Source organism: Nocardia sp. NPDC003999 (assembly GCF_053604885.1).
Map to the genome: position 1 here is coordinate 443,745 of NZ_JBSGIB010000001.1, position 18,688 is coordinate 462,432.

Genomic DNA, 18,688 nt, shown 5'->3' on the forward strand with positions numbered 1-18,688 from the left:
CCGACGCGGCCGGATTGGACCTCACATGGCTGAATGGACCTGGGAACCGGACGATTTCGCCGCTCTCTGGTACGGCGACGCGCACGATCGCATCCCCAGCCCACTGCGCTACACCAGCCGTTTCGCCTTCCGCGACGACTTCGCCGCCCACCGCACCGCCGTATGGCAGCGCTACTCCGCGGACGAACTAGACGAGATCGCCGCGGCCTTCCACACCCTCGGCGACTCCGATCTCCGAATCGAGATCCTCGGCGGCACCTGCAAGCACAAGAACAGCACCGGCCCCGACGACATCCGCGAGTACCGAATCCTCGGCGCCCGCGACAGCTACCGCGCCGTCGTCCTCAGCCAAGCGGGCAACCAACACGAGCACGGCCCGATCCGCGGCCGCATGTTCCCCGCCGAACAACTCCCGGCACGCCTCGTCAACGCCATCCCCGCCTGCGCCCCCGGAGGGGAGAAACCCGCCACCTTCCACCCCGACGACCTGATCCCCCGCCGCGACACCTACCTCCAGGACAACGCCCGCAACACCCCCCGCGAGCAATACCAGCGCCTCCTCGGCCGCCCCGTCGACGGCGGCGGCACCGCCGTCCTCATCACCGCCCCCCTGCACACCCACACCAAACCCACCAAAGTCCTCCAGTGGCACGACATCTCCGCCGACGGCCGCTACACCGAACACCGCACCGACCACATCACCGTCCGCCCCACCACCCCCACCGACCTGACCACCCACTTCACAACCTGGATCGACCAAGCCCTCCAACGCCTCGCCACCGCCCGCCCCGAAAGTTGGTAGGTGCGGGTCCGCTACTTGCCGGTCACGTGGCACCCGGATCCAGCGGCGGTGCGGTCCGCACTCGGCCGAGCCTCGCCCTCACGATGGCCCTGCTGGGAAAATGTTTTGCGTGACTGCGCTTTTCGCGGTTACCGCACGCGTTGGCAGGCCGACCGTCCAAGCCGTGACGTCGCCCTTGCTGGGGCGGCAAACAGAACGGTAGTGTCTGTTCGGCAACAGCCTGAGCGGACGTACCACTGGATTGCTGGTGCACCACGACTGGCCGCGAGGGGGCTGGTGACTTGCGAGGCCTGCGATGAATTGCAGCCTGTTTGTCGCTTGATTCAATAGTGGCCATCGGCGGGACAATCTCGCTGCAGTGAAGACAGAAGGGGAAAGAGTGGCCACTGGCTTGATGGGAGTCGGCCTGATCACAATGAGTCTCGACGAAGGCCGCCTTCCGGTAGAGGTTGATGTGAGCCGGAATATTCACGATCGCCTGGATCCACCAGATCTCTCCGCGGCGGCGATGACGGGCTATTATGTGGCGCTGTGGCGGCATGACGCGCCGGTGATCGCATCGGGCAAATGGACCGACTTGACCGTATCTCCCTCCCGCCGTGCCGAGCTGATAACGCTCCTCGATACCCGGTCACTTGCCGAATTCGAGATCGTCGAACGATCCTTGCGGCTTAGTGATGAATTCGTCGGACAAGGGCAGGAAACCGACTTCGGAGTGCCTTCGATCACGCTGACCGCCAGCCTTTCTCGCATCGACAACATCGAGATCGATCCGCAGTGGGCGGCGACGGCCAGCCCGTCCTACATTGCGCACGACATCCTCGACTGCGCGAATCAGATCCGGCAGCAGCGCCCACGGTTCCACGAGGACGGGACATGGGCCGACCGCACCGACGACGAGCTCGAACACGAACTCGCGGAATACAAGCGCTACCTGATGAGGAACTCGTAATGGTCAATTTCTCAACGGATCTGAACCAACTGGTCAAGGCCGCCAGAGCCTGGGCGCACGCGTCGGATGCCCTCACCGTCGCCGCTACCGAGGCGCAGAGCATCCACTTCAGCCACCAGGACGTCGTCTGGGGGCTGTTCCAAGAAACTTGGGATGCCCAGATGGCGGCCGCGCGGTATATGTACGACAGACTGGTCGAGGGAAGAGATGAAACCGATTCCATCGCCACAGTTCTGGACCATGTCGCCAAGGTGTATCAGGAGCAGGACCAGAACTTCGCGAACGTCCTGATCGAACTGGAAGCGGATTACTGATGGGTGCCACGAAGTCTCTGGACGAGATCAACACCGTACTCGATAGGTTCTCGGACCAGATCGCGGAGATCAGGAACCAGCCCGCCAAGGTGGATGACGCGTTCCGGAAAGCGGCGATCGCCGCCGCCGAGGTCGAGGCGGCGACATTCTTCGGATTCGCGGGTGCGGTCGCCGGTGCCGTCTACGGCGCGATGACCGAGGACGACTTCACCGGTTACATGCAGGACCACAAGGAAGAGATCAAGAAGAAGATCCAGGAACTCTTGGACAAGCTGCAGGTTGCGGTCGACAGCCTGAAGGCACCCATCGCCTTCTTACAGACCAGCGAGGCATGGACGACGCTGAAAGGCAAGATTGGCGGCGCGCAGAACAACGAGGTGAACAACGGGAACCTCACCGGCTACTGGGCGGGATCGGCGGCGCTCAAGTACACAGCGGCGCGGATACTCCAAGACACCGCAATGGATTCCGCGAAATCTACCTGCGACAAAATGACCGACGCACTTGCCAAAGTATCGGATATCGCTTGGGACTTCTATTCCAAGATCGTCACGGATGTCGCGGACCTGCTCATCAAGCTCGGGAAGGCTCTTGGCAAGATCATCACCTTTGTCGCTGCTCCGATGGGAGTATCCGATGCAATCGATATTCTCGGAAAGGTGATCGGCAACGCTGTCGAGTACACGAAAAACCTCACAGATGCCCTCCTTTTGCAAAGGCAGAGTATCAACAAGATAAAAGAGTCGACAGAAAGTCAGAAAGGATTCCATAACAACCGGTGGCCCCGCAGCTCTTCCGACGACTTCAACACCAACTCTCCCAGCTCCGAATGGCAGGCGACATGATCGTCCGGAAGCTGCTCGCGATTTCGTCTCTGGCAGTGCTGCTTTCGGCCTGCGATTTGTTTTCGCACACTCATCCCGACAAGTATGAGATACCGACGAGCAGCCACACAATTCAGGAGTTGTGCGACTCTGCGAAACAGTTCTTCGTCACTCGAGCTGGTGCCGAAAATCTGCAGGTCAGCGCCGGTGCTGGCGGAAAAACGCTGACCGATAAGATTGGCACCGGCAATGGGTGTGTCTACGAGAAGGCAGACGGGTCCGCGTGGCCGTCTGCACTCGGATACGTATCCCTGTTTCGCGTCACCGTCCGTGGTAACACCCTGTCCATACCTCCCGCGCCGATAGAGAACTACCCGACCAAGGTTCTGACCGTGAACGGCGCGAGCGTCAAGGTAGCGACCGAGCCACTGCCCAAAGGGGGCGACCACGCCACCACACTGCTCGACGTCGACCTCACCACCACGGTCGACGGCTGGAAGGGTGAACTCCAGTTCCGAGCCACCGAAGACCAAACGACGCGAGATGACCAACTGACCCGAGAAGGCGCGCAGGTGCTCATCGACATGATCCGCGCTCTCGGGGGTTGACGGCAGACACCCGTCAGCGGACCGCGACCGACGGCAGTTTGCGGCCGGTCTCGCTTTGCTCCAATGGGTTGTCGCTTATCGCCGCCGAAGCATCGCGTGGTGGATGTAGTACTTGTCGACCTGGCGGGTGAAGACGCTCACCAGTTCCCAGCCGAAGTACGTGTCCAGCCATTCGATACAGGAGGCCAGTATCGACAAATTTCCGTCATGGTTGGCTTTCAGCAGTCCTGCATCCCAGGCGAGACCTCGCCGGGGTTGCGCGTAGATGACCAGATACTTGCGCCGGTAGGTGCGCATGTCGACAGTTCCGTTCAGGACTGCCCTGGCGTCGAGCACCGTTCCCGGGCCCGCAGGGAGCAGTGGGGGCTGACCGTTCACGCTTCCGCTCCTACCCGCGCGGGTCGGGAGGCACGACCGAACCGTGCATCGGTGGCAGGCAGACGGAGGACGACCGGCCCCACAGTGATTCCCGCACCGGTTCTCCCGATCAATAAATCCCCCTCGGACGCAACGCACTCGGACAGCACGACCGGGTCCACGATACCGCTTTCCTGCTGGTGCCGACGGGCTCCAGCCGCCGGGGCGTCGCCCGAGCTGCCATCACATCCGTCTGTCTCGCCGGACCCGGTGACGGCGTCGGAAGGTCGCCGCCGGGGCCGGTAAGAAGAGCCGTCACCAGGGTGCGATGGTCCGGCGGGCTACGTGCCGGGCGACGGTGAGATTCTCGAGATCCAGATGCCGGCTGGGCACCAGCAGATAGACGCTCGCGGCCGTGGCGGCTACGGCGCCATGCTGGTGCGCCTGGTGACCCGTCTCGATCCTCGCGCCCTCACCGTGCCGACCCTGGTGATCGCCGGACGTACCGACCGCATCGCGCCGGCGCATCGCTCTCGCCTCCTCGCCGAGAAACTGCCGCGGTGGTGGAACTGGTCGAGTTCGGGACCAGGCACTGCGGACCACTCGAAGCACCGGACGAGGTGGCGGCGTTGCTGGCGTATCTTTCCGGCCGCGGCCGAGGCCATGTGACCCCGCGAGAACACCGCTGATAAGCGTTCGCACAGAATGGATTCGAAAACGGACAAAAACGGAGTGGCTGACTTATTGCCGAGGTAGCGGCGGTGGGCGCTAATGGAAAGAGCCGGGCCACTGAGTGAGTCGGGGCGCCCTCCCCCCGGCGTAGAGAAAACAATCTCCACGAAACCAGGAGGCATCGCCGTGCCCACAATCACTTCGATCACACCCACCTCGGGCCCCACCACGGGAGGCACCAGCGTCACGATCGCGGGCACCGGGTTCACCGGTCCGCTGACCGTGCGGTTCGGCTCCACCGCAACGACTTTCACCATCGACTCCGCCATACAGATCACGGCCGTCGCTCCCGCGGGGTCGGCCGGCGCGGTACAGGTGACGGTCAGCGATTCGGGCGGGACCAGCAACGGTGCCACCTACACCTATCTCGCCGTCCCGGCTTTGACCTCCATCGCCCCCGGCCAGGGGTCAACCGCCGGCGGGACGTCGGTCACACTCACCGGGTCCGGACTGACCGGTGCCACCGCCGTCACTTTCGGCACCACACCGGCGACTTCGTTCACCGTCGACTCGGATACGCAGATCACGGCCGTCGCCCCGGCGGGCGCGGGCATCGTGTCGGTCACCGTCACCGCTCCGGGCGGCACCAGCAACGGGGTCACCTTCATCTATGTCGTGGTGCCCACCATCACGGCGGTCTCCCCTGCTTCGGGTCCCGCATCGGGCGGCAACAACGTCACGATCTCCGGCACCGGGTTCACCGGCCCGCTGACCGTCCGGTTCGGCAGTACCGCCACGACCTTCACCGTCGACTCCGCGTTGCAGATCACCGCCATCGCTCCCGGAGGTGCGACCGGATCCGTGCAGGTCACCGTCACCGGCTCGGGTGGCACCAGCAACGGCGTCACCTACACCTACGTCTGATCGAGACAACCCACGGGCCGTCGCCGGGAATCCGGCGGCGGCCCGATCGCGTTGAGCGCCTGATTCACTGCGAGCTTCTCGCAGTCCCTCTCGAGCAGACCGTCCGCAACAGCAGGGTCCTTCCTTCACACCGGCGACCGACAGCGGCCACCGGCCCGGAAGCCCACGCGCCGTGGAACGGCTCGGCACCGATAATGACTGCGCGCGACTGGATTCCGTCCGCAGGAGGGACGGTCGGCTGCCAAGGCGACAGTCCCAGCCTGCCATGTCGGCGAGAACAACTCCGGGGCAAGGCCCGACGATCCGTTCCCGGCGCTGGTCAACACGTGGCAACAATCTGGAAAACGGACAAAAACGGATCATCCTACACGTTGCCGACGCGCTGTTCCTGGGGCATAACGGAGTTAACCGATCCAACACCAGCTTCGGGCACCCCCCGCTTTGGAGGAACCAGCAAACAGAGAGGCAGCGCCATGCCTACATTCCTCTCCCCGTCTTCGGGACGGCACGCGCGGGCTTCTCGTGTCACGGTGGCGACCGGCATTCGAGTGGACAGCATCGCGGTGGTGCGGGCGACAGCATCGCATCACGAACCGTCCTCCACCGCACACGGGTTCAACTAGATCCCGCTCGGGGTGGATTCCACGACACCGACACGGTCCGAACTCGCGACCGTGTCCCAACGGACCCCGACGCCTGGGTGCGGCGCACAGTTCTCCAGTCATCGGGCTTCCAGACCGGCCGGCGGCACCCCGATGCCGCATCAAGAAAGAAAGGAAAGAACCGATGAACAAAGTAATCACGTTCCTGCACAGTGAGCCCGTCCGCGCATTGTTGTACCCACTGCTGGTCGCGCTGATCGGGTACGGAGTCGCCAAGGGCGTTGTCTCGTCCGACCTCTCCGGATTCGTCCTCGCCATCATCGCGGCGGCGCTGGGCCTGCCCGCGGTCGAGTCGGCACGCCACCGGGTCAGCCCGGCGCCACCGGACAGCGGTGAGCCAGCATGAAAGCGACCAAGGAGAAGACCCGCCACGACCCCTTCGAGGTGGTGCTGTGCGCTGTCTTCGGCGCCTCGATGCTCTTGCAGTGCGTCTACGGGCCGCCACCTGATTCGGCGACCGCGGCCATGCCGTCGGGGCTCCGGACACTGTGGCTGGTTCTCATGCTGATCGGCTGCGCCACGACGCTGGTCGGTTTGTTCGCCCGGCACGTCTGGGGGTATCTGATCGAGCAGGTCGGTCTCGGGGCGCTCGGCTGGTCCCTGGTGGCCTTCGGTGCGCAGCTGCTGCTGTTGCAGCTCGAGAACCGAAGCCTCGGCACGGCCACGTTTCTCGGCGGTCCGCTGCCGATCGCGCTGGGCGTCGCGTTCCTGTGGAAGCGCCGCCAGGTGCTGCAAGACGTGCGGACGCTGCACGCGGTGAAGGTGAGGGAGGCGTCATGAACCTGGTACAGCAGTCGCCGCTCTTCGCCGCGCTGGTGCTCATCGCCAGCTCATCGGCGCTGTCGGCGGCGGTGACGGCGTGGTTCAAGCGCGGCGACGTCGACGCCAACATGACCAAAACGAAGGCCGACGCGGCGAAAGTCCTCAGCGACCTGGCCATTTCGCAGACACAGCAGATGTCCGAGCAGATGGGCGAGTTCCGCATGGCGCTGCGGGCACACCGGGAGTGGGATCGGAAGATGGTGAGCCGGGTGCGGCAGGCGGGCATCGAATTCGACGATCCGCCCGAACTGTTCCTGTGACGCGGACAGGAGCTCGACGAGCGGGACACCGCGAGGCCATTTTCCAGTGGTCGCCGAATGTTCGCGGCTCTCCGCGCTCCGGCCACCCGCTTCGCGTCGGCAAATAATCGGCGGCGTCGCGACGCCGCCGAAAACTTCGCTGCCGCAACGTGTGCCAAGTAGTTCACTTCGCAAACAGACACGCCGGCACCTATCCGAAAACGGACCAAAACGGATTCCAGACATGTTGCCAGCCCCCGTATCTCGGAGTGAGATGGAAACCAGCCGGGCCATGGAATTGTCGGCGCCCCCCGGTGACAGAGGAACAAACACCACGGCAACAAGGAGGCAGCGCCATGCCTACCATCACCTCTCTGTCCCCGACATCGGGACCGACCACCGGTGGTACGAGCGTCACGATCACGGGCACCGGATTCGGCGGTCCCACCACCGTACGATTCGGCAGTACCGCAACCACGTTCACGCTCGATTCCGCCACCCAGATCACTGCGGTCGCCCCCGCCGGTTCGGTCGGCACCGTGCAGGTCACCGTCACCAACTCGGGCGGGACCAGCAACGGGCTCCCCTACACCTATGTCGCCGTTCCCGCGTTGAACAGCATCACTCCCAATCAGGGGTCGACCGCGGGCGGAACGACCGTCACTCTGAACGGATCCGGCTTCACCGGCGCCACCGCGGTCACGTTCGGCAGCACACCGGCTACGTCCTTCACGGTCGTCTCCGACACGCAGATCACGGCCGTCACCCCGGCCGGAACGGGGATCGTCCCGGTCACCGTGACCGGTCCCGGCGGCACCAGCGGCGCGGTCCCCTACACCTATGTCGTGGTCCCCACGATCACGTCCATCTCGCCGACTTCCGGTCCCACCGCGGGCGGTAACAGCGTCATCATCACCGGTACCGGGTTCACCGGCCCGCTGACGGTGCGATTCGGCAGCACCGCGACGCTTTTCACAATCAACTCCCCGACTCAGATCACGGCCGTCGCACCCGCCGGGACCGGCACCGTGCAGGTCACCGTCACCGGATCGGGTGGAACCAGCAACGGAGTCGCCTACACCTACGCCGCGGTGCCCACGCTGACGAGCATCGCCCCCAGCACCGGGCCGGTGACCGGCGGGACGACGGTGGTTCTCACCGGAACCAACCTGACCGGAGCCACAGCGGTCACCTTCGGTGCCACACCGGCGACCTCGTTCACGGTCAACTCCGCGACCCAGATCACCGCCGTCGCACCGGCCGGAACCGGAACGGTATCGGTCAAGGTCACCACACCGGGTGGAATCAGTAACGGCGTCGCCTACACCTACGTCGCGGTGCCCACCCTCACCACGGTGGTCCCGAACACCGGACCGGCCGCGGGCGGAACAACGGTGATACTCACCGGAACCAACCTGACCGGAGCCACAGCGGTCACCTTCGGTGCCACACCGGCGACCTCGTTCACGGTCAACTCCGCCACCCAGATCACCGCCGTCGCACCCGCCGGAACCGGAACAGTGTCGGTCACCGTCACCACTGCGGGCGGGACGAGCAACGGAGTCGCCTACACCTACATCGCCGTTCCCGCCCTCACAGCGGCAGTGCCGAACGTGGGTCCGGTGTCGGGCGGAACGACGGTCGTTCTCACGGGAACGGGACTGACCGGAGCCACAGCGGTCAGCTTCGGTGGCACACCGGCGACTTCGTTCACCGTCAATTCCGCCACCCAGATCACGGCCGTCGCACCAGCCGGAACCGGAACCGTATCGGTCACCGTCACCACACCCGGTGGAACCAGCAACGGAGTCGCCTACACCTACGTCGCGGTGCCCACCCTCACCACGGTGGTCCCGAATGTCGGACCGGTGTCCGGCGGAACAACCGTCGTTCTCACGGGAACCGGACTGACCGGAGCCACAGCGGTCACCTTCGGTGGCACACCGGCGACCTCGTTCACCGTCAACTCCGCCACCCAGATCACCGCCGTCGCACCCGCCGGAACCGGAACCGTATCGGTCACCGCCACCACACCCGGTGGAACCAGCAACGGAGTCGCCTACACCTACGTCGCGGTCCCGACCCTCACCACGGTGGTCCCGAATTCGGGTGTGGCAGCTGGTGGGACGACGGTCGTCATCACCGGCACCGGGTTGTCGACAGCTACTGCGGTCACCTTCGGTGGCACACCGGCGACCTCGTTCACGGTCAACTCCAATACGCAGATCACCGCCGTCGCACCCGCCGGAACCGGAACCGTATCGGTCACCGTCACCACAGCGGGCGGAACCAGCAACGGCCTGCCCTACACCTACATTCCGGTTCCCACCCTCACCACGGTGGTCCCGAATATCGGACCTGCCGCGGGCGGAACAACAGTCGTCATCACGGGAACCGGGCTGACCGGTACCACCGGGGTGGACTTCGGCGGTGCACCGGCGACCTCGTTCACGGTCGACTCCAATACGCAGATCACCGCCGTCGCACCCGCCGGAACCGGTACAGTGCAGGTCACCGCCACCACATCCGGCGGAACCAGCAACGGCCTTCCATACACCTACATCGCAGTTCCCACGCTGACGGCAGCTGTCCCGAATGTGGGCGTGGAAGCGGGCGGTACGATCGTCGTTCTCACCGGCACAGGGCTGACCGGAGCCACAGCGGTCGACTTCGGTGCCACACCGGCGACCTCGTTCACCGTCGACTCCGCCACCCAGATCACCGCCGTCGCACCCGCCGGAACCGGAACGGTGCAACTCACCGTCACCACAGCGGGCGGAACCAGCAATGGCGTGGCCTACACCTACATTCCGCTCCCCACCCTCACCACGGTGCTGCCGAATGTGGGATTGGAAGCCGGTGGGACGATCGTCGTCCTGACCGGGACGGGGCTCTCCACCGCCACCGCGGTCACCTTCGGCGGCACACCGGCCACCTCGTTCACAGTGCTCTCCGATACGCAGATCACCGCGGTCGCGCCCGCGGGGACCGGCACCGTACAGGTCACCGTCACCACCGCAGGAGGTACCAGCAACGGAATCGCCTACACCTACCTCGGGGTTCCCACATTGATCACGGCGCTGCCGAACGTGGGGTCGGCGGCGGGCGGGACGACGGTCGTCATCGCCGGAACGAACCTGCTCGGAGCCACCTCGGTGGACTTCGGCGGCACACCGGCGGCGTCGTTCACCGTCGACTCCGCGCTCCAGATCACGGCGGTCACACCCGCCGGAACGGGCACCGTACAACTCACCGTCACCACTGCAGGAGGAACCAGTAATGGTCTTGCGTTCACCTACATCTGACGGCTGAAGCGGCTGGGCCGTCGGCAGGCTGTTGCCGGCGGCCCAGCTTCGTCGCGGTCGAGCGACTACGACACGAGTCTCCGCCACCGTGGACGGAGGCTGCAGGGGTTAAGGGGGTTTCGTTGGCGACCGTACTCAAGATGCTGCTGGCGGAGCGGCATCTCAAGAGTCATCACGATTTTCTGGCCGCGTACGACCGGTGCGCGGCGCGGCTCGATCCGCCCATCCCGCCCGGGCACGGGCCGGCGAAGGCGCAGTATTACCAGTGGCTGTCCGGGCGCATGATCGGGCTGCCGCGCGACTATCACTGCCGAGTGCTGGAGCGGATGTTCCCGGGCTGGACCGTTGAGGGATTGTTCCAGATGGCCAACTCCGCACCCGTCGACATCCCTTCGCACGAGACGGGATTCTCCGGCGTCGAGGCCTCACTCGAGGCTTTCCTCGGCGCCGAGATGATCACCAACGGAACGACGCTGGTGTACTCGGCATTCGAGTTGGCACGGCCCGCCGCGCAAGCACTTCGAGCGGCGGGCATCGGCCAGCAGCGTGTGTTTCAGAAGCATGGCGGCGCGTTCGGGAACCGATACGTCGACCTCCCGTCGGTGGTGGCGGAGAACGATCTGCGGGGATTGCTGTATGTGCTTTCCTTCCTGCAACGCCACACCAGCATCCCGGTCGACGTCCGCAGCGACCGCGATCTCGTCGCGCGCCGCGACCGCCCGTGCATCAGCTTCGGGCTGACCGGCAACGACTGCCTGCGGTTGTATCTGGACACCGTCGAGCGTCCGCTGTTCACCGTGCGCGACAGCGTCGCCGAGGACGGTTTCCGTTCCGTGCAGCTGCGACTGGCCGACGGAAGCGGGTACGACTCCGACGACGACCGCAACATCGGCGTCGTCGCCCGGGTACGCCCGAGCCCCGATCGGCATCCCGGCCGCTACTGGATGCATTGCGGCGGTTTGGGTCCACGGGGCACCGCCGGAGCGGGGTGGTATCTGGCCCACTCGTGGGGGGCTCTGCAACAGCGTGCCGGTGATCACGACTTCGTCGCCGTCATCGGTGTCGACCAGTACTCCGACCACACGGTCAGCTTGGAGCATCTGCTGATCGGGCCGGCCTCCGGTGAATGACAGTGTGGCGGCGATGCGTCAGTATCCGGGTGGCAGCGCCGCCAGCATGTCCCGTGTCACCGCGACGGCGTTGTCGGAACTGCCCCCTTCGACCAGCAGCGTCGCGAAAGCGATGTCGCCACGGAAGCCGACGAACCAGGAGTGCGACCCGCCGTCCACTTCGGCTTCGCCGGTCTTGCCGTAGACCTCGCCCTGATCGGCGATCCGCTCGGCCGTACCGCCCAGGACCACCTTGCGCATCATCGTGCGCAGTCCCTCGATGACGTCGGGAGCGAGGGGCGGACGGTCGCCATCGACCTGGGTGGGCCGCCCCGCGATCAGGTACGGCACGGGCACCGAGCCGTGCGCGACGGTCGCTGCCATGAGCGCCATGCCGAACGGGCTGACCACCACTTTGCCCTGACCGATGCCGTCCTCGGTGCGCTGGATCAGGTCGTCCGAGGCGGGCACCGAACCGGTGGTCGTCGGCAGCCCCACCACCGTATACGTGGGTCCCACACCGAGCTTCGCGGCGGCCTCGTGCAACGCGGGACCGGGCAGATCACTGGCGAGTTTGGCGAACGAGGTGTTGCAGGAGCGCTCGTAGGCCGTGGACATCGGCACATTGCCGACGGTGAACAGGTTGTAGTTGGGGATGGTCCGCTCCCCGATCACGATTCGGCTGGGGCACGGCAGCACCGTGTCCGGGGTCACGAGGCCGTTCGACATGGCCGCGGCGGCGGTCACCGTCTTGAACACCGAGCCGGGCGGATACTGGCCGATCGTCGCGAGGGGACCATCTCGATCGGCGGCCTTGTTCTGCGCGACCGCCAGGATCGCGCCGGTGGACGGGCGCACCACCACCATCATGGTCTGCTCGGTACGCGCCTGCACGGCACGCTGTGCGGCGTTCTGCACGTTGCGGTCGACGCTGAGCGAGAACGACGGCGCGGGTTGCGAGGGCACCTCCATCAGGACATCGGTGTCGGCGCCGTTGGCGTTCAAGGTGACCACGCTCCACCCCGCTTTGCCGTCCACTTCCGCGATCACCGTTTTACGCACCTGGGTGAGCAGATCGGGCGCGAACTCCCGATCGGTGGCGACCAGATCCCACTGCTGGGTCAACGTGACGCCGGGCAACCCGATCAGATCGGTGGTCACCTCAGCGGATTCGAGATCGTTGAGCAGCGCGACCGTATAGGCGCCGTGCGCGGCCTCGGCCGCGTCGAGAATCGACTGCGGCGTCAGCGACTTGTCGAAACGGTACAGCGCGGCGGAGAGCGCGGTGGCCACACTTTTCGGATCGGCGGCGTCGGCCGCCACGAACGCGACCCGGGACACCTTGCCGGGCACCATGATGTCGCTGCCGGACTGCTCGTTCACGCGCGCCCGCGGCGGCGGCTCGGATCGCAACGCCATGGTCTGGGTGTCACCGAGTTTGGGATGGATGTCGGAAGAGGTCCAGCGGACCATCCAGCGCCCGTTGCTGCGTCCCATCTGCAACTGGCCCGAGTACTTCCAGGTCCGGTTCTTCGGTAGCCGCCACTCGTAGGTGTAGTCGACGGTCGCGGTGTCACCGGTCACGCGCGCCGCGCCGGTGCGCGCCGTGAGCTGTTCGGCCTGGAGTTGATTCCAAGCGGAACGCAATGCTGCGTCTGCCTTTTCCGGCAGGTTCGTAAGGTCGGCGGCGGCGCTGACCCGGTGCTCGGCGAACGCTTTGACGAACGCGTCCGCGACGGGAACCGGCCCCTGCGGCTTGCTCGCACAACCGGCGGCCGCCACCGTGAGGGCCGCGACGGCGACCGAGAGAAGCATCCGAGTGGACATCGGCACCGATGGTAATAGTCACTGATGGGCAAACGCCTGCGGCACTCCGGGATTCGCCGCGGAGTCGGCCACGCTCAGTCGACCAGCACGGTGGCGAAAGTCGCGATCTGCCGGAACCCGACGCGGCTGTAGGCGCGGCGAGCGATCGCGTTGTAGTCGTTTACGTACAGGCTGGCAGTGCGGCCGGAGGCGACCACGGCGTTCGCGACCGCCGCGGTACCCGCGGTGCCATGCCCCTTCCCCCGATGATCCGGGTGCACCCAGACGCCTTGGATCTGGCCCGTGCGCCGGGACAGCGAGCCGACCTCCGCTTTGAAGACCACTTCCCCGTCCTCGAAACGAGCCCAGGCGCGGCCGGATTCGATCAAGCTCTGGATGCGGCGGCGATAGCCGCGTCCGCCGTCACCCGCGCGCGGATCGACGCCGACCTCCTCGATGAACATGGCGATCGCGGCCGAGAGGTAGCGGTCGAGTTCGTCGCGACGCACCCGGCGTACCTCCGCGTCGGGCGTGGCCACTGGTGGCTGGGCCAGTGCCAGCAGCGGTTGTTCCCCGCGTAGCTCACGTTCCGGACCCCAGTGCCCGGTCAACATCTCCCACAGCGGCAACGCCAGTTCCCTGCGCCCGACCACCGAGGAACAGACGCGGGGCCAGCGCATAGCGCGGTCGGCGAACGCGCGCAGTGCGCCACGATCCCCCAGCAACGGCACCAGGTTCGCACCCGAGAAACACAGCGATTCCGACGGGCCGCCCCTGCTCCACAGCTCCCCTTGGCCGCACCGGTTGTCCAAACCGAACTCTTGCAGGCGGGCCGCGACCATGCACGAGGCGACCGGATCCGCATCCAGCACACGTAGCACCTGAGCAAGATCCCGATTAGCGAGCTGCCGCGCAGGGGCGTATTTGGCCCGTCGCGCCGGCTCCAGCAGACTCCGCACGATGACAGCCTGCCACGAACCGGCGCTATGCGGTATGACTAAGCCGAAAGCGCTGGTTAGGCGCGTCCTCAGCCGACGGTGACGACCGGTTCGCCCGCGCCCGAGTCCTCGCCCATCTCCTCGGCGATGCGCATCGCCTCTTCGATCAGCGTCTCGACGATCTGCGCCTCGGGAACGGTCTTGATGACCTCGCCCTTGACGAAGATCTGGCCCTTGCCGTTGCCGGAGGCCACACCCAGGTCGGCCTCGCGCGCCTCACCGGGCCCGTTCACGACGCAGCCCATGACGGCCACTCGCAGCGGCACCGCCATGCCCTCCAGGCCCGCGGTGACCTCGTTGGCCAGCGTGTACACGTCGACCTGCGCGCGCCCGCAGGAGGGGCACGACACGATCTCGAGCTTGCGCGGGCGCAGGTTCAGCGATTGCAGGATCTGCCCGCCGACCTTGACCTCCTCGGCGGGCGGCGCGGACAGCGAGACGCGGATCGTGTCGCCGATGCCCTCCGCCAGCAGCGCGCCGAACGCGACCGCCGACTTGATCGTGCCCTGGAACGCAGGGCCCGCCTCGGTGACGCCGAGGTGCAGCGGGTAGTCGCACTGCGCGGCCAGCTGCCGGTAGGCCTCCACCATGATCACCGGGTCGTTGTGCTTGACCGAGATCTTGATGTCACCGAACCCGTGCTCCTCGAACAGGCTCGCCTCCCACAGCGCCGACTCCACCAGCGCCTCCGGCGTGGCCTTGCCGTACTTCTCCATCATCCGCTTGTCCAGCGAACCGGCGTTCACGCCGATGCGGATCGGGATGCCCGCCGCACCCGCGGCCTTGGCGACCTCCTTGACCCGGCCGTCGAACTCCTTGATGTTGCCGGGGTTGACCCGGACCGCGGCGCACCCGGCGTCGATCGCGGCGAAGATGTAACGGGGCTGGAAGTGGATGTCGGCGATCACCGGGATCTGGGATTTCGCGGCGATCGTGGCCAGCGCGTCCGCGTCCTCCTGACGCGGGCAGGCCACTCGCACGATGTCGCACCCCGACGCGGTCAGCTCCGCGATCTGCTGCAGGGTGGCGTTCACATCGTGCGTCTTGGTCGTGGTCATGGACTGCACCGAGATCGGGTGGTCGCTGCCCACCCCGACCTTGCCCACCATCAGCTGGCGGGTCTTACGCCGTGGAGCGAGCACTGCCGCGGGGGCGGTCGGCATCCCCAATCCGATTGTGCTGGTCACCTTCGGCTGCCTACTTTCGTCGTGTCCGGCCGGTTCGGTGCCGAGTCTAGCCGTGGCGCGCGACGCCCACCCTACGTCGCCGGTCACACCGCCTGATCGGCGGCGCCGGTCAGAACAGCTTGATCGGGTTCACGATGTCGGCGGCCAGGGTGAGCAGCATGTACGCACCGCCGATCACCACGACGACATAGGTCGCCGGCAGCAACTTCAGGTAATTCACCGGCGCACCCGGCGCGAGTCCCTTCCAACCGCGGATGGTGTTGCGGATCTTCTCGTAGATCACCACCGCGATGTGGCCCCCGTCCAGGGGAAGCAACGGCAGCAGGTTGAAGATGCCGAGGAAGAAGTTCAGGCTGGCCAGCACCAGGATGAAGACGTTCCACAGGCCGCGTTCGGCGGTCTCGCCACCGATCTTGCTGGCGCCGTACACGCTGACCGGGGTCTCCGGATCACGCTCGCCTCCGGTGACCGCGTTCCACAGCGCGGAGACCTTCGCGGGCATCTCGGTCAGCGAGTCGACCGTGCGCAGGAACATGTCGCCGGTGAACCCGGCGGCGGCGGGGACAGCGCCCAGCAGGTCGTATTGCACGGGGTCGTAGCGCTCGGGCGCCACGCCGACGGCGCCGACCACGCGGCCCTCGCCACCGCCCTCGGGGTAGCGCACGACCCGCTCCGGGGTCACCGGAATGGTGAGGGTGCTGCCGTCGCGCTCGATGAGGTAGGTGAAGGGGCCGGTCTGCTTCTGGGTCTCGGCCTGGAACTGCCGCCAGGTGTCCACCTTGACGCCGTTCACCTCCTTGACGATGTCACCGCGCCGCAATCCGGCGCGCTGCGCCGGGCCCGTGCCGGTGCAGGACTCGGACGAGCCGTCCGGCTTCCCTTGCGGCACGCAGCTCATGACCCCCAGCGCGGTGGCGGGGGGTTCCTTCAGATTGGGCAGCCCCCAGCCGACAGCGAGCACCACGATCAAGATGAAGCCGAGGACGAAGTTCATCGCGATGCCGCCGGACATCACCACCAGCCGCTTCCAGGTGGCCTGGCGATACATGGCGCGGTCGAGTTCTTCCGGGCGCAGTTCGTCGAGCGCCGTCATGCCCGCGATGTCGCAGAAACCGCCGAGCGGAAGCGCCTTGAGGCCGTATTCGGTCTCGCCCCGGCGGAACGAGAAGATCTTCGGCCCGAATCCGATGAAGTACCGCCGCACCTTCATGCCGGTCGCCTGGGCGGTCCACATGTGCCCACATTCGTGCAACGCGATCGACACCGTGATGCCCAGCGCGAACAGCACGAACCCCAACGCGAACACCATTTGCTCTACAGCCCTCCTGCGTATGCGCAGCTCGAATATCCCGCACGCGCGCGTCCGCTCCTGGCCGCGAGCACTCTGACCACCTTAATGGGACAAAGCTCTGTCCTGTGTGTTCAGTGTGCCAGGACGCCGTCGCTTCGCGCGTCCGATCCGGCGCCGAAGGGCGTCAGCCGCGTACCCGGGCGGCGGCGAACTCCCGCGCCCAGGTGTCCGCGGCGAGGACTTCGTCGAGCGATTCCGGCTCCGCGCGCCACTGCTGGGCCGCCTCCACCGCGGCGGCCACCGTGCCGACGATCTGCGGGAAACGGATGGCGCCGTCCAGGAATGCCTGCACCGCGACCTCGTTGGCGGCGTTGTAGACCGCGGTGACACTGCCGCCGGCCTCGCCGGCCGCGCGGGCCAGCTCCACCGCGGGGAAGACGTCGTTGTCGACCGGTTCGAACGTCCAAGTGGACGCGGTGCCGAAATCGCAGGCCGCGGCCGCGCCGGGCACCCGGTCCGGCCAGCCGAGCGCCAGCGCGATGGGCAGCTTCATGTCCGGCGGGCTGGCCTGGGCGAGCGTGGAGCCGTCGGTGAAGGTGACCATCGAGTGCACTATCGACTGCGGGTGCACGGTGACGTCGATGCGGTCGTAGGGCACGCCGAACAGCAGGTGCGTCTCGATCAGCTCGAGTCCCTTGTTCACCAGCGAGGCCGAGTTCAGGGTGTTCATCAAACCCATCGACCAGGTGGGATGCGCTTTGGCCTCGGCGGGCTCGACCGACTCCAGCATCTCGGCGGTCCAGCCGCGGAACGGGCCGCCGGAGGCGGTCAGTACCAGCCGGTCGACCTCGTCGGCGCGACCGCCGCGCAGGCACTGTGCCAGCGCGGAGTGCTCCGAGTCGACCGGGACGATCTGTCCGGGGACGGCGGCGCGGGTGACCAGGGAGCCGCCCGCGACCAGCGATTCCTTGTTGGCCAGCGCCAGGCGCGTACCGGACTGGAGGGTGGCCAGGGTCGGCTCCAGCCCGAGCGAGCCGACCAGAGCGTTCAGCACGACATCCGCCTCGGTGCGGCGCACCAGTTCGGTCACCGCACCCGGGCCGCCCAGCCGCAGGTCCAGCCGCTGGGCCGCGGCCGGATCGGCCACGGCCACATTGCGTGTGCCCGTGGCGGCCATCTGGGCGGCGAGCAGCTCGGTGTTGCCGCCGCGCGCGGCGAGTCCGACCACCTCGAAGCGGTCGGGATTGGCGGCGATCACCTCGAGCGCTTGGGTGCCAATGGATCCGGTGCTGCCCAGCAGCAGGACTCTCACGATGTCGGACACGCCTTCATTGTGTCCTACCTGGGGAACGTGTTCGACCGGCGCGGGCCGACTTACAACGACGCACCGTCGTATGTCACGATATGCGGCAGCAGCTCATCGAGTGCGTACCGGAATATCGGTACAAGTAACAGTTAAGGAGCGATCGTGGCCGCCACGGAACTCGAACACGTCGAAACCGAGCGCGTCGTCACTCGCGTGGATCCCGCCGAAGTTCCCTCCGCCGCTTGGGGCTGGAGCGGCGAATCGCGTCGTACCTTCCGTATCGCGGGCTGGATCGTCGCGCTGATCCTGCTGGCCATGCTGGTCGGCAACCACAAGGGCAAGATCGAGGACATCTTCCTCGTCGGCTTCGCCGTCCTGATCGCGGGCATCCTGATCCGCGACTCGGTGCTCCAGCGCAAGCCTCGCTAGCCGAAAAGTCCTCTCGCACAATTTCATTCGTCCTGTATCGCGGGCTGCGGCCCGGTACCGTGTGCGTCCGAGGTCCGCGTC

19 protein-coding genes are annotated in these 18,688 nt (G+C 66.3%); 12 read left to right on the forward strand and 7 right to left on the reverse strand.

Annotated elements, in window-relative coordinates:
• Window positions 1-25 precede the first annotated feature (25 nt).
• The 5 genes from ACWESM_RS02185 (at window position 26) to ACWESM_RS02205 (ending at window position 3,500) form a co-directional block, all read left to right on the forward strand.
• Window positions 26-802, forward strand: coding sequence for an ESX secretion-associated protein EspG (locus ACWESM_RS02185; RefSeq protein WP_452490770.1), 777 nt, complete (start codon window positions 26-28; stop codon window positions 800-802).
• Window positions 803-1,181: 379 nt separating this feature from the next.
• On the forward strand, window positions 1,182-1,754 hold the full coding sequence (locus ACWESM_RS02190) for a hypothetical protein (RefSeq protein WP_452490772.1): 573 nt from the start codon (window positions 1,182-1,184) through the stop codon (window positions 1,752-1,754).
• Window positions 1,754-2,068: a hypothetical protein gene (locus tag ACWESM_RS02195; RefSeq protein ID WP_452490774.1), complete on the forward strand. Its 315-nt coding sequence runs from the start codon at window positions 1,754-1,756 to the stop codon at window positions 2,066-2,068. Before ACWESM_RS02190 ends, ACWESM_RS02195 begins: the two co-directional genes overlap by 1 nt.
• Complete coding sequence (locus ACWESM_RS02200) at window positions 2,068-2,913, forward strand: hypothetical protein (RefSeq protein ID WP_452490776.1); 846 nt, start codon at window positions 2,068-2,070, stop codon at window positions 2,911-2,913. Before ACWESM_RS02195 ends, ACWESM_RS02200 begins: the two co-directional genes overlap by 1 nt.
• On the forward strand, window positions 2,898-3,500 hold the full coding sequence (locus tag ACWESM_RS02205; protein ID WP_452490778.1) for a hypothetical protein: 603 nt from the start codon (window positions 2,898-2,900) through the stop codon (window positions 3,498-3,500). Before ACWESM_RS02200 ends, ACWESM_RS02205 begins: the two co-directional genes overlap by 16 nt.
• 75 nt (window positions 3,501-3,575) lie before the next feature.
• Here ACWESM_RS02205 and ACWESM_RS02210 read toward each other — a convergent pair whose 3' ends face one another.
• Together ACWESM_RS02210 and ACWESM_RS02215 are read right to left on the reverse strand one after the other, a co-directional pair.
• Window positions 3,576-3,878 (reverse strand): hypothetical protein, encoded by a 303-nt coding sequence (locus ACWESM_RS02210; protein WP_355069963.1) that lies wholly within the window; start codon window positions 3,876-3,878, stop codon window positions 3,576-3,578.
• Between the two features lie 294 nt (window positions 3,879-4,172).
• Window positions 4,173-4,385: a hypothetical protein gene (locus ACWESM_RS02215; RefSeq protein ID WP_452490781.1), complete on the reverse strand. Its 213-nt coding sequence runs from the start codon at window positions 4,383-4,385 to the stop codon at window positions 4,173-4,175.
• A 330-nt stretch (window positions 4,386-4,715) separates the two neighbouring features.
• On the opposite strand from ACWESM_RS02215, the gene ACWESM_RS02220 reads away from it, so the two are divergent.
• The 6 genes from ACWESM_RS02220 (at window position 4,716) to ACWESM_RS02245 (ending at window position 11,611) form a co-directional block, all read left to right on the forward strand.
• On the forward strand, window positions 4,716-5,453 hold the full coding sequence (locus ACWESM_RS02220; protein WP_452490783.1) for an IPT/TIG domain-containing protein: 738 nt from the start codon (window positions 4,716-4,718) through the stop codon (window positions 5,451-5,453).
• Between the two features lie 786 nt (window positions 5,454-6,239).
• A complete protein-coding gene (locus tag ACWESM_RS02225; protein WP_355069956.1) occupies window positions 6,240-6,461 on the forward strand; it encodes a hypothetical protein in 222 nt (73 codons plus the stop codon).
• Complete coding sequence (locus tag ACWESM_RS02230) at window positions 6,458-6,895, forward strand: hypothetical protein (protein ID WP_355069954.1); 438 nt, start codon at window positions 6,458-6,460, stop codon at window positions 6,893-6,895. The genes ACWESM_RS02225 and ACWESM_RS02230 overlap by 4 nt, the downstream gene beginning before the upstream one ends.
• Entirely contained in the window at window positions 6,892-7,197 is a 306-nt protein-coding gene (locus ACWESM_RS02235; protein WP_355069953.1) for a hypothetical protein, read from the forward strand. Before ACWESM_RS02230 ends, ACWESM_RS02235 begins: the two co-directional genes overlap by 4 nt.
• 335 nt (window positions 7,198-7,532) lie before the next feature.
• A complete protein-coding gene (locus tag ACWESM_RS02240) occupies window positions 7,533-10,481 on the forward strand; it encodes an IPT/TIG domain-containing protein (RefSeq protein WP_452490785.1) in 2,949 nt (982 codons plus the stop codon).
• Window positions 10,482-10,603: 122 nt separating this feature from the next.
• Window positions 10,604-11,611: a hypothetical protein gene (locus tag ACWESM_RS02245; protein ID WP_397275579.1), complete on the forward strand. Its 1,008-nt coding sequence runs from the start codon at window positions 10,604-10,606 to the stop codon at window positions 11,609-11,611.
• 18 nt (window positions 11,612-11,629) lie between these two features.
• Here the strand turns inward: ACWESM_RS02245 and ACWESM_RS02250 are convergent, their stop codons facing one another.
• The 5 genes from ACWESM_RS02250 to dxr all read right to left on the reverse strand — a co-directional run bounded on the left by ACWESM_RS02250 (window position 11,630) and on the right by dxr (window position 18,196).
• The gene (locus ACWESM_RS02250; protein WP_364427135.1) at window positions 11,630-13,417 is read right to left on the reverse strand and encodes a penicillin-binding transpeptidase domain-containing protein; all 1,788 of its coding nucleotides are present in this window, start codon (window positions 13,415-13,417) and stop codon (window positions 11,630-11,632) included.
• Window positions 13,418-13,491: 74 nt separating this feature from the next.
• On the reverse strand, window positions 13,492-14,355 hold the full coding sequence (locus tag ACWESM_RS02255; RefSeq protein WP_355069946.1) for a GNAT family N-acetyltransferase: 864 nt from the start codon (window positions 14,353-14,355) through the stop codon (window positions 13,492-13,494).
• Between the two features lie 68 nt (window positions 14,356-14,423).
• Complete coding sequence (ispG, locus tag ACWESM_RS02260) at window positions 14,424-15,581, reverse strand: flavodoxin-dependent (E)-4-hydroxy-3-methylbut-2-enyl-diphosphate synthase (protein WP_355069944.1); 1,158 nt, start codon at window positions 15,579-15,581, stop codon at window positions 14,424-14,426.
• A 109-nt stretch (window positions 15,582-15,690) separates the two neighbouring features.
• A complete protein-coding gene (locus ACWESM_RS02265) occupies window positions 15,691-16,890 on the reverse strand; it encodes a M50 family metallopeptidase (protein ID WP_355069942.1) in 1,200 nt (399 codons plus the stop codon).
• 166 nt (window positions 16,891-17,056) lie between these two features.
• Window positions 17,057-18,196 (reverse strand): 1-deoxy-D-xylulose-5-phosphate reductoisomerase, encoded by a 1,140-nt coding sequence (gene dxr / locus ACWESM_RS02270; protein ID WP_356961328.1) that lies wholly within the window; start codon window positions 18,194-18,196, stop codon window positions 17,057-17,059.
• A gap of 144 nt (window positions 18,197-18,340) precedes the next feature.
• Here dxr and ACWESM_RS02275 point away from each other — a divergent pair, with 144 nt between their 5' ends.
• Window positions 18,341-18,607 (forward strand): DUF2631 domain-containing protein, encoded by a 267-nt coding sequence (locus ACWESM_RS02275; protein ID WP_355069939.1) that lies wholly within the window; start codon window positions 18,341-18,343, stop codon window positions 18,605-18,607.
• Window positions 18,608-18,688: the final 81 nt, after the last annotated feature.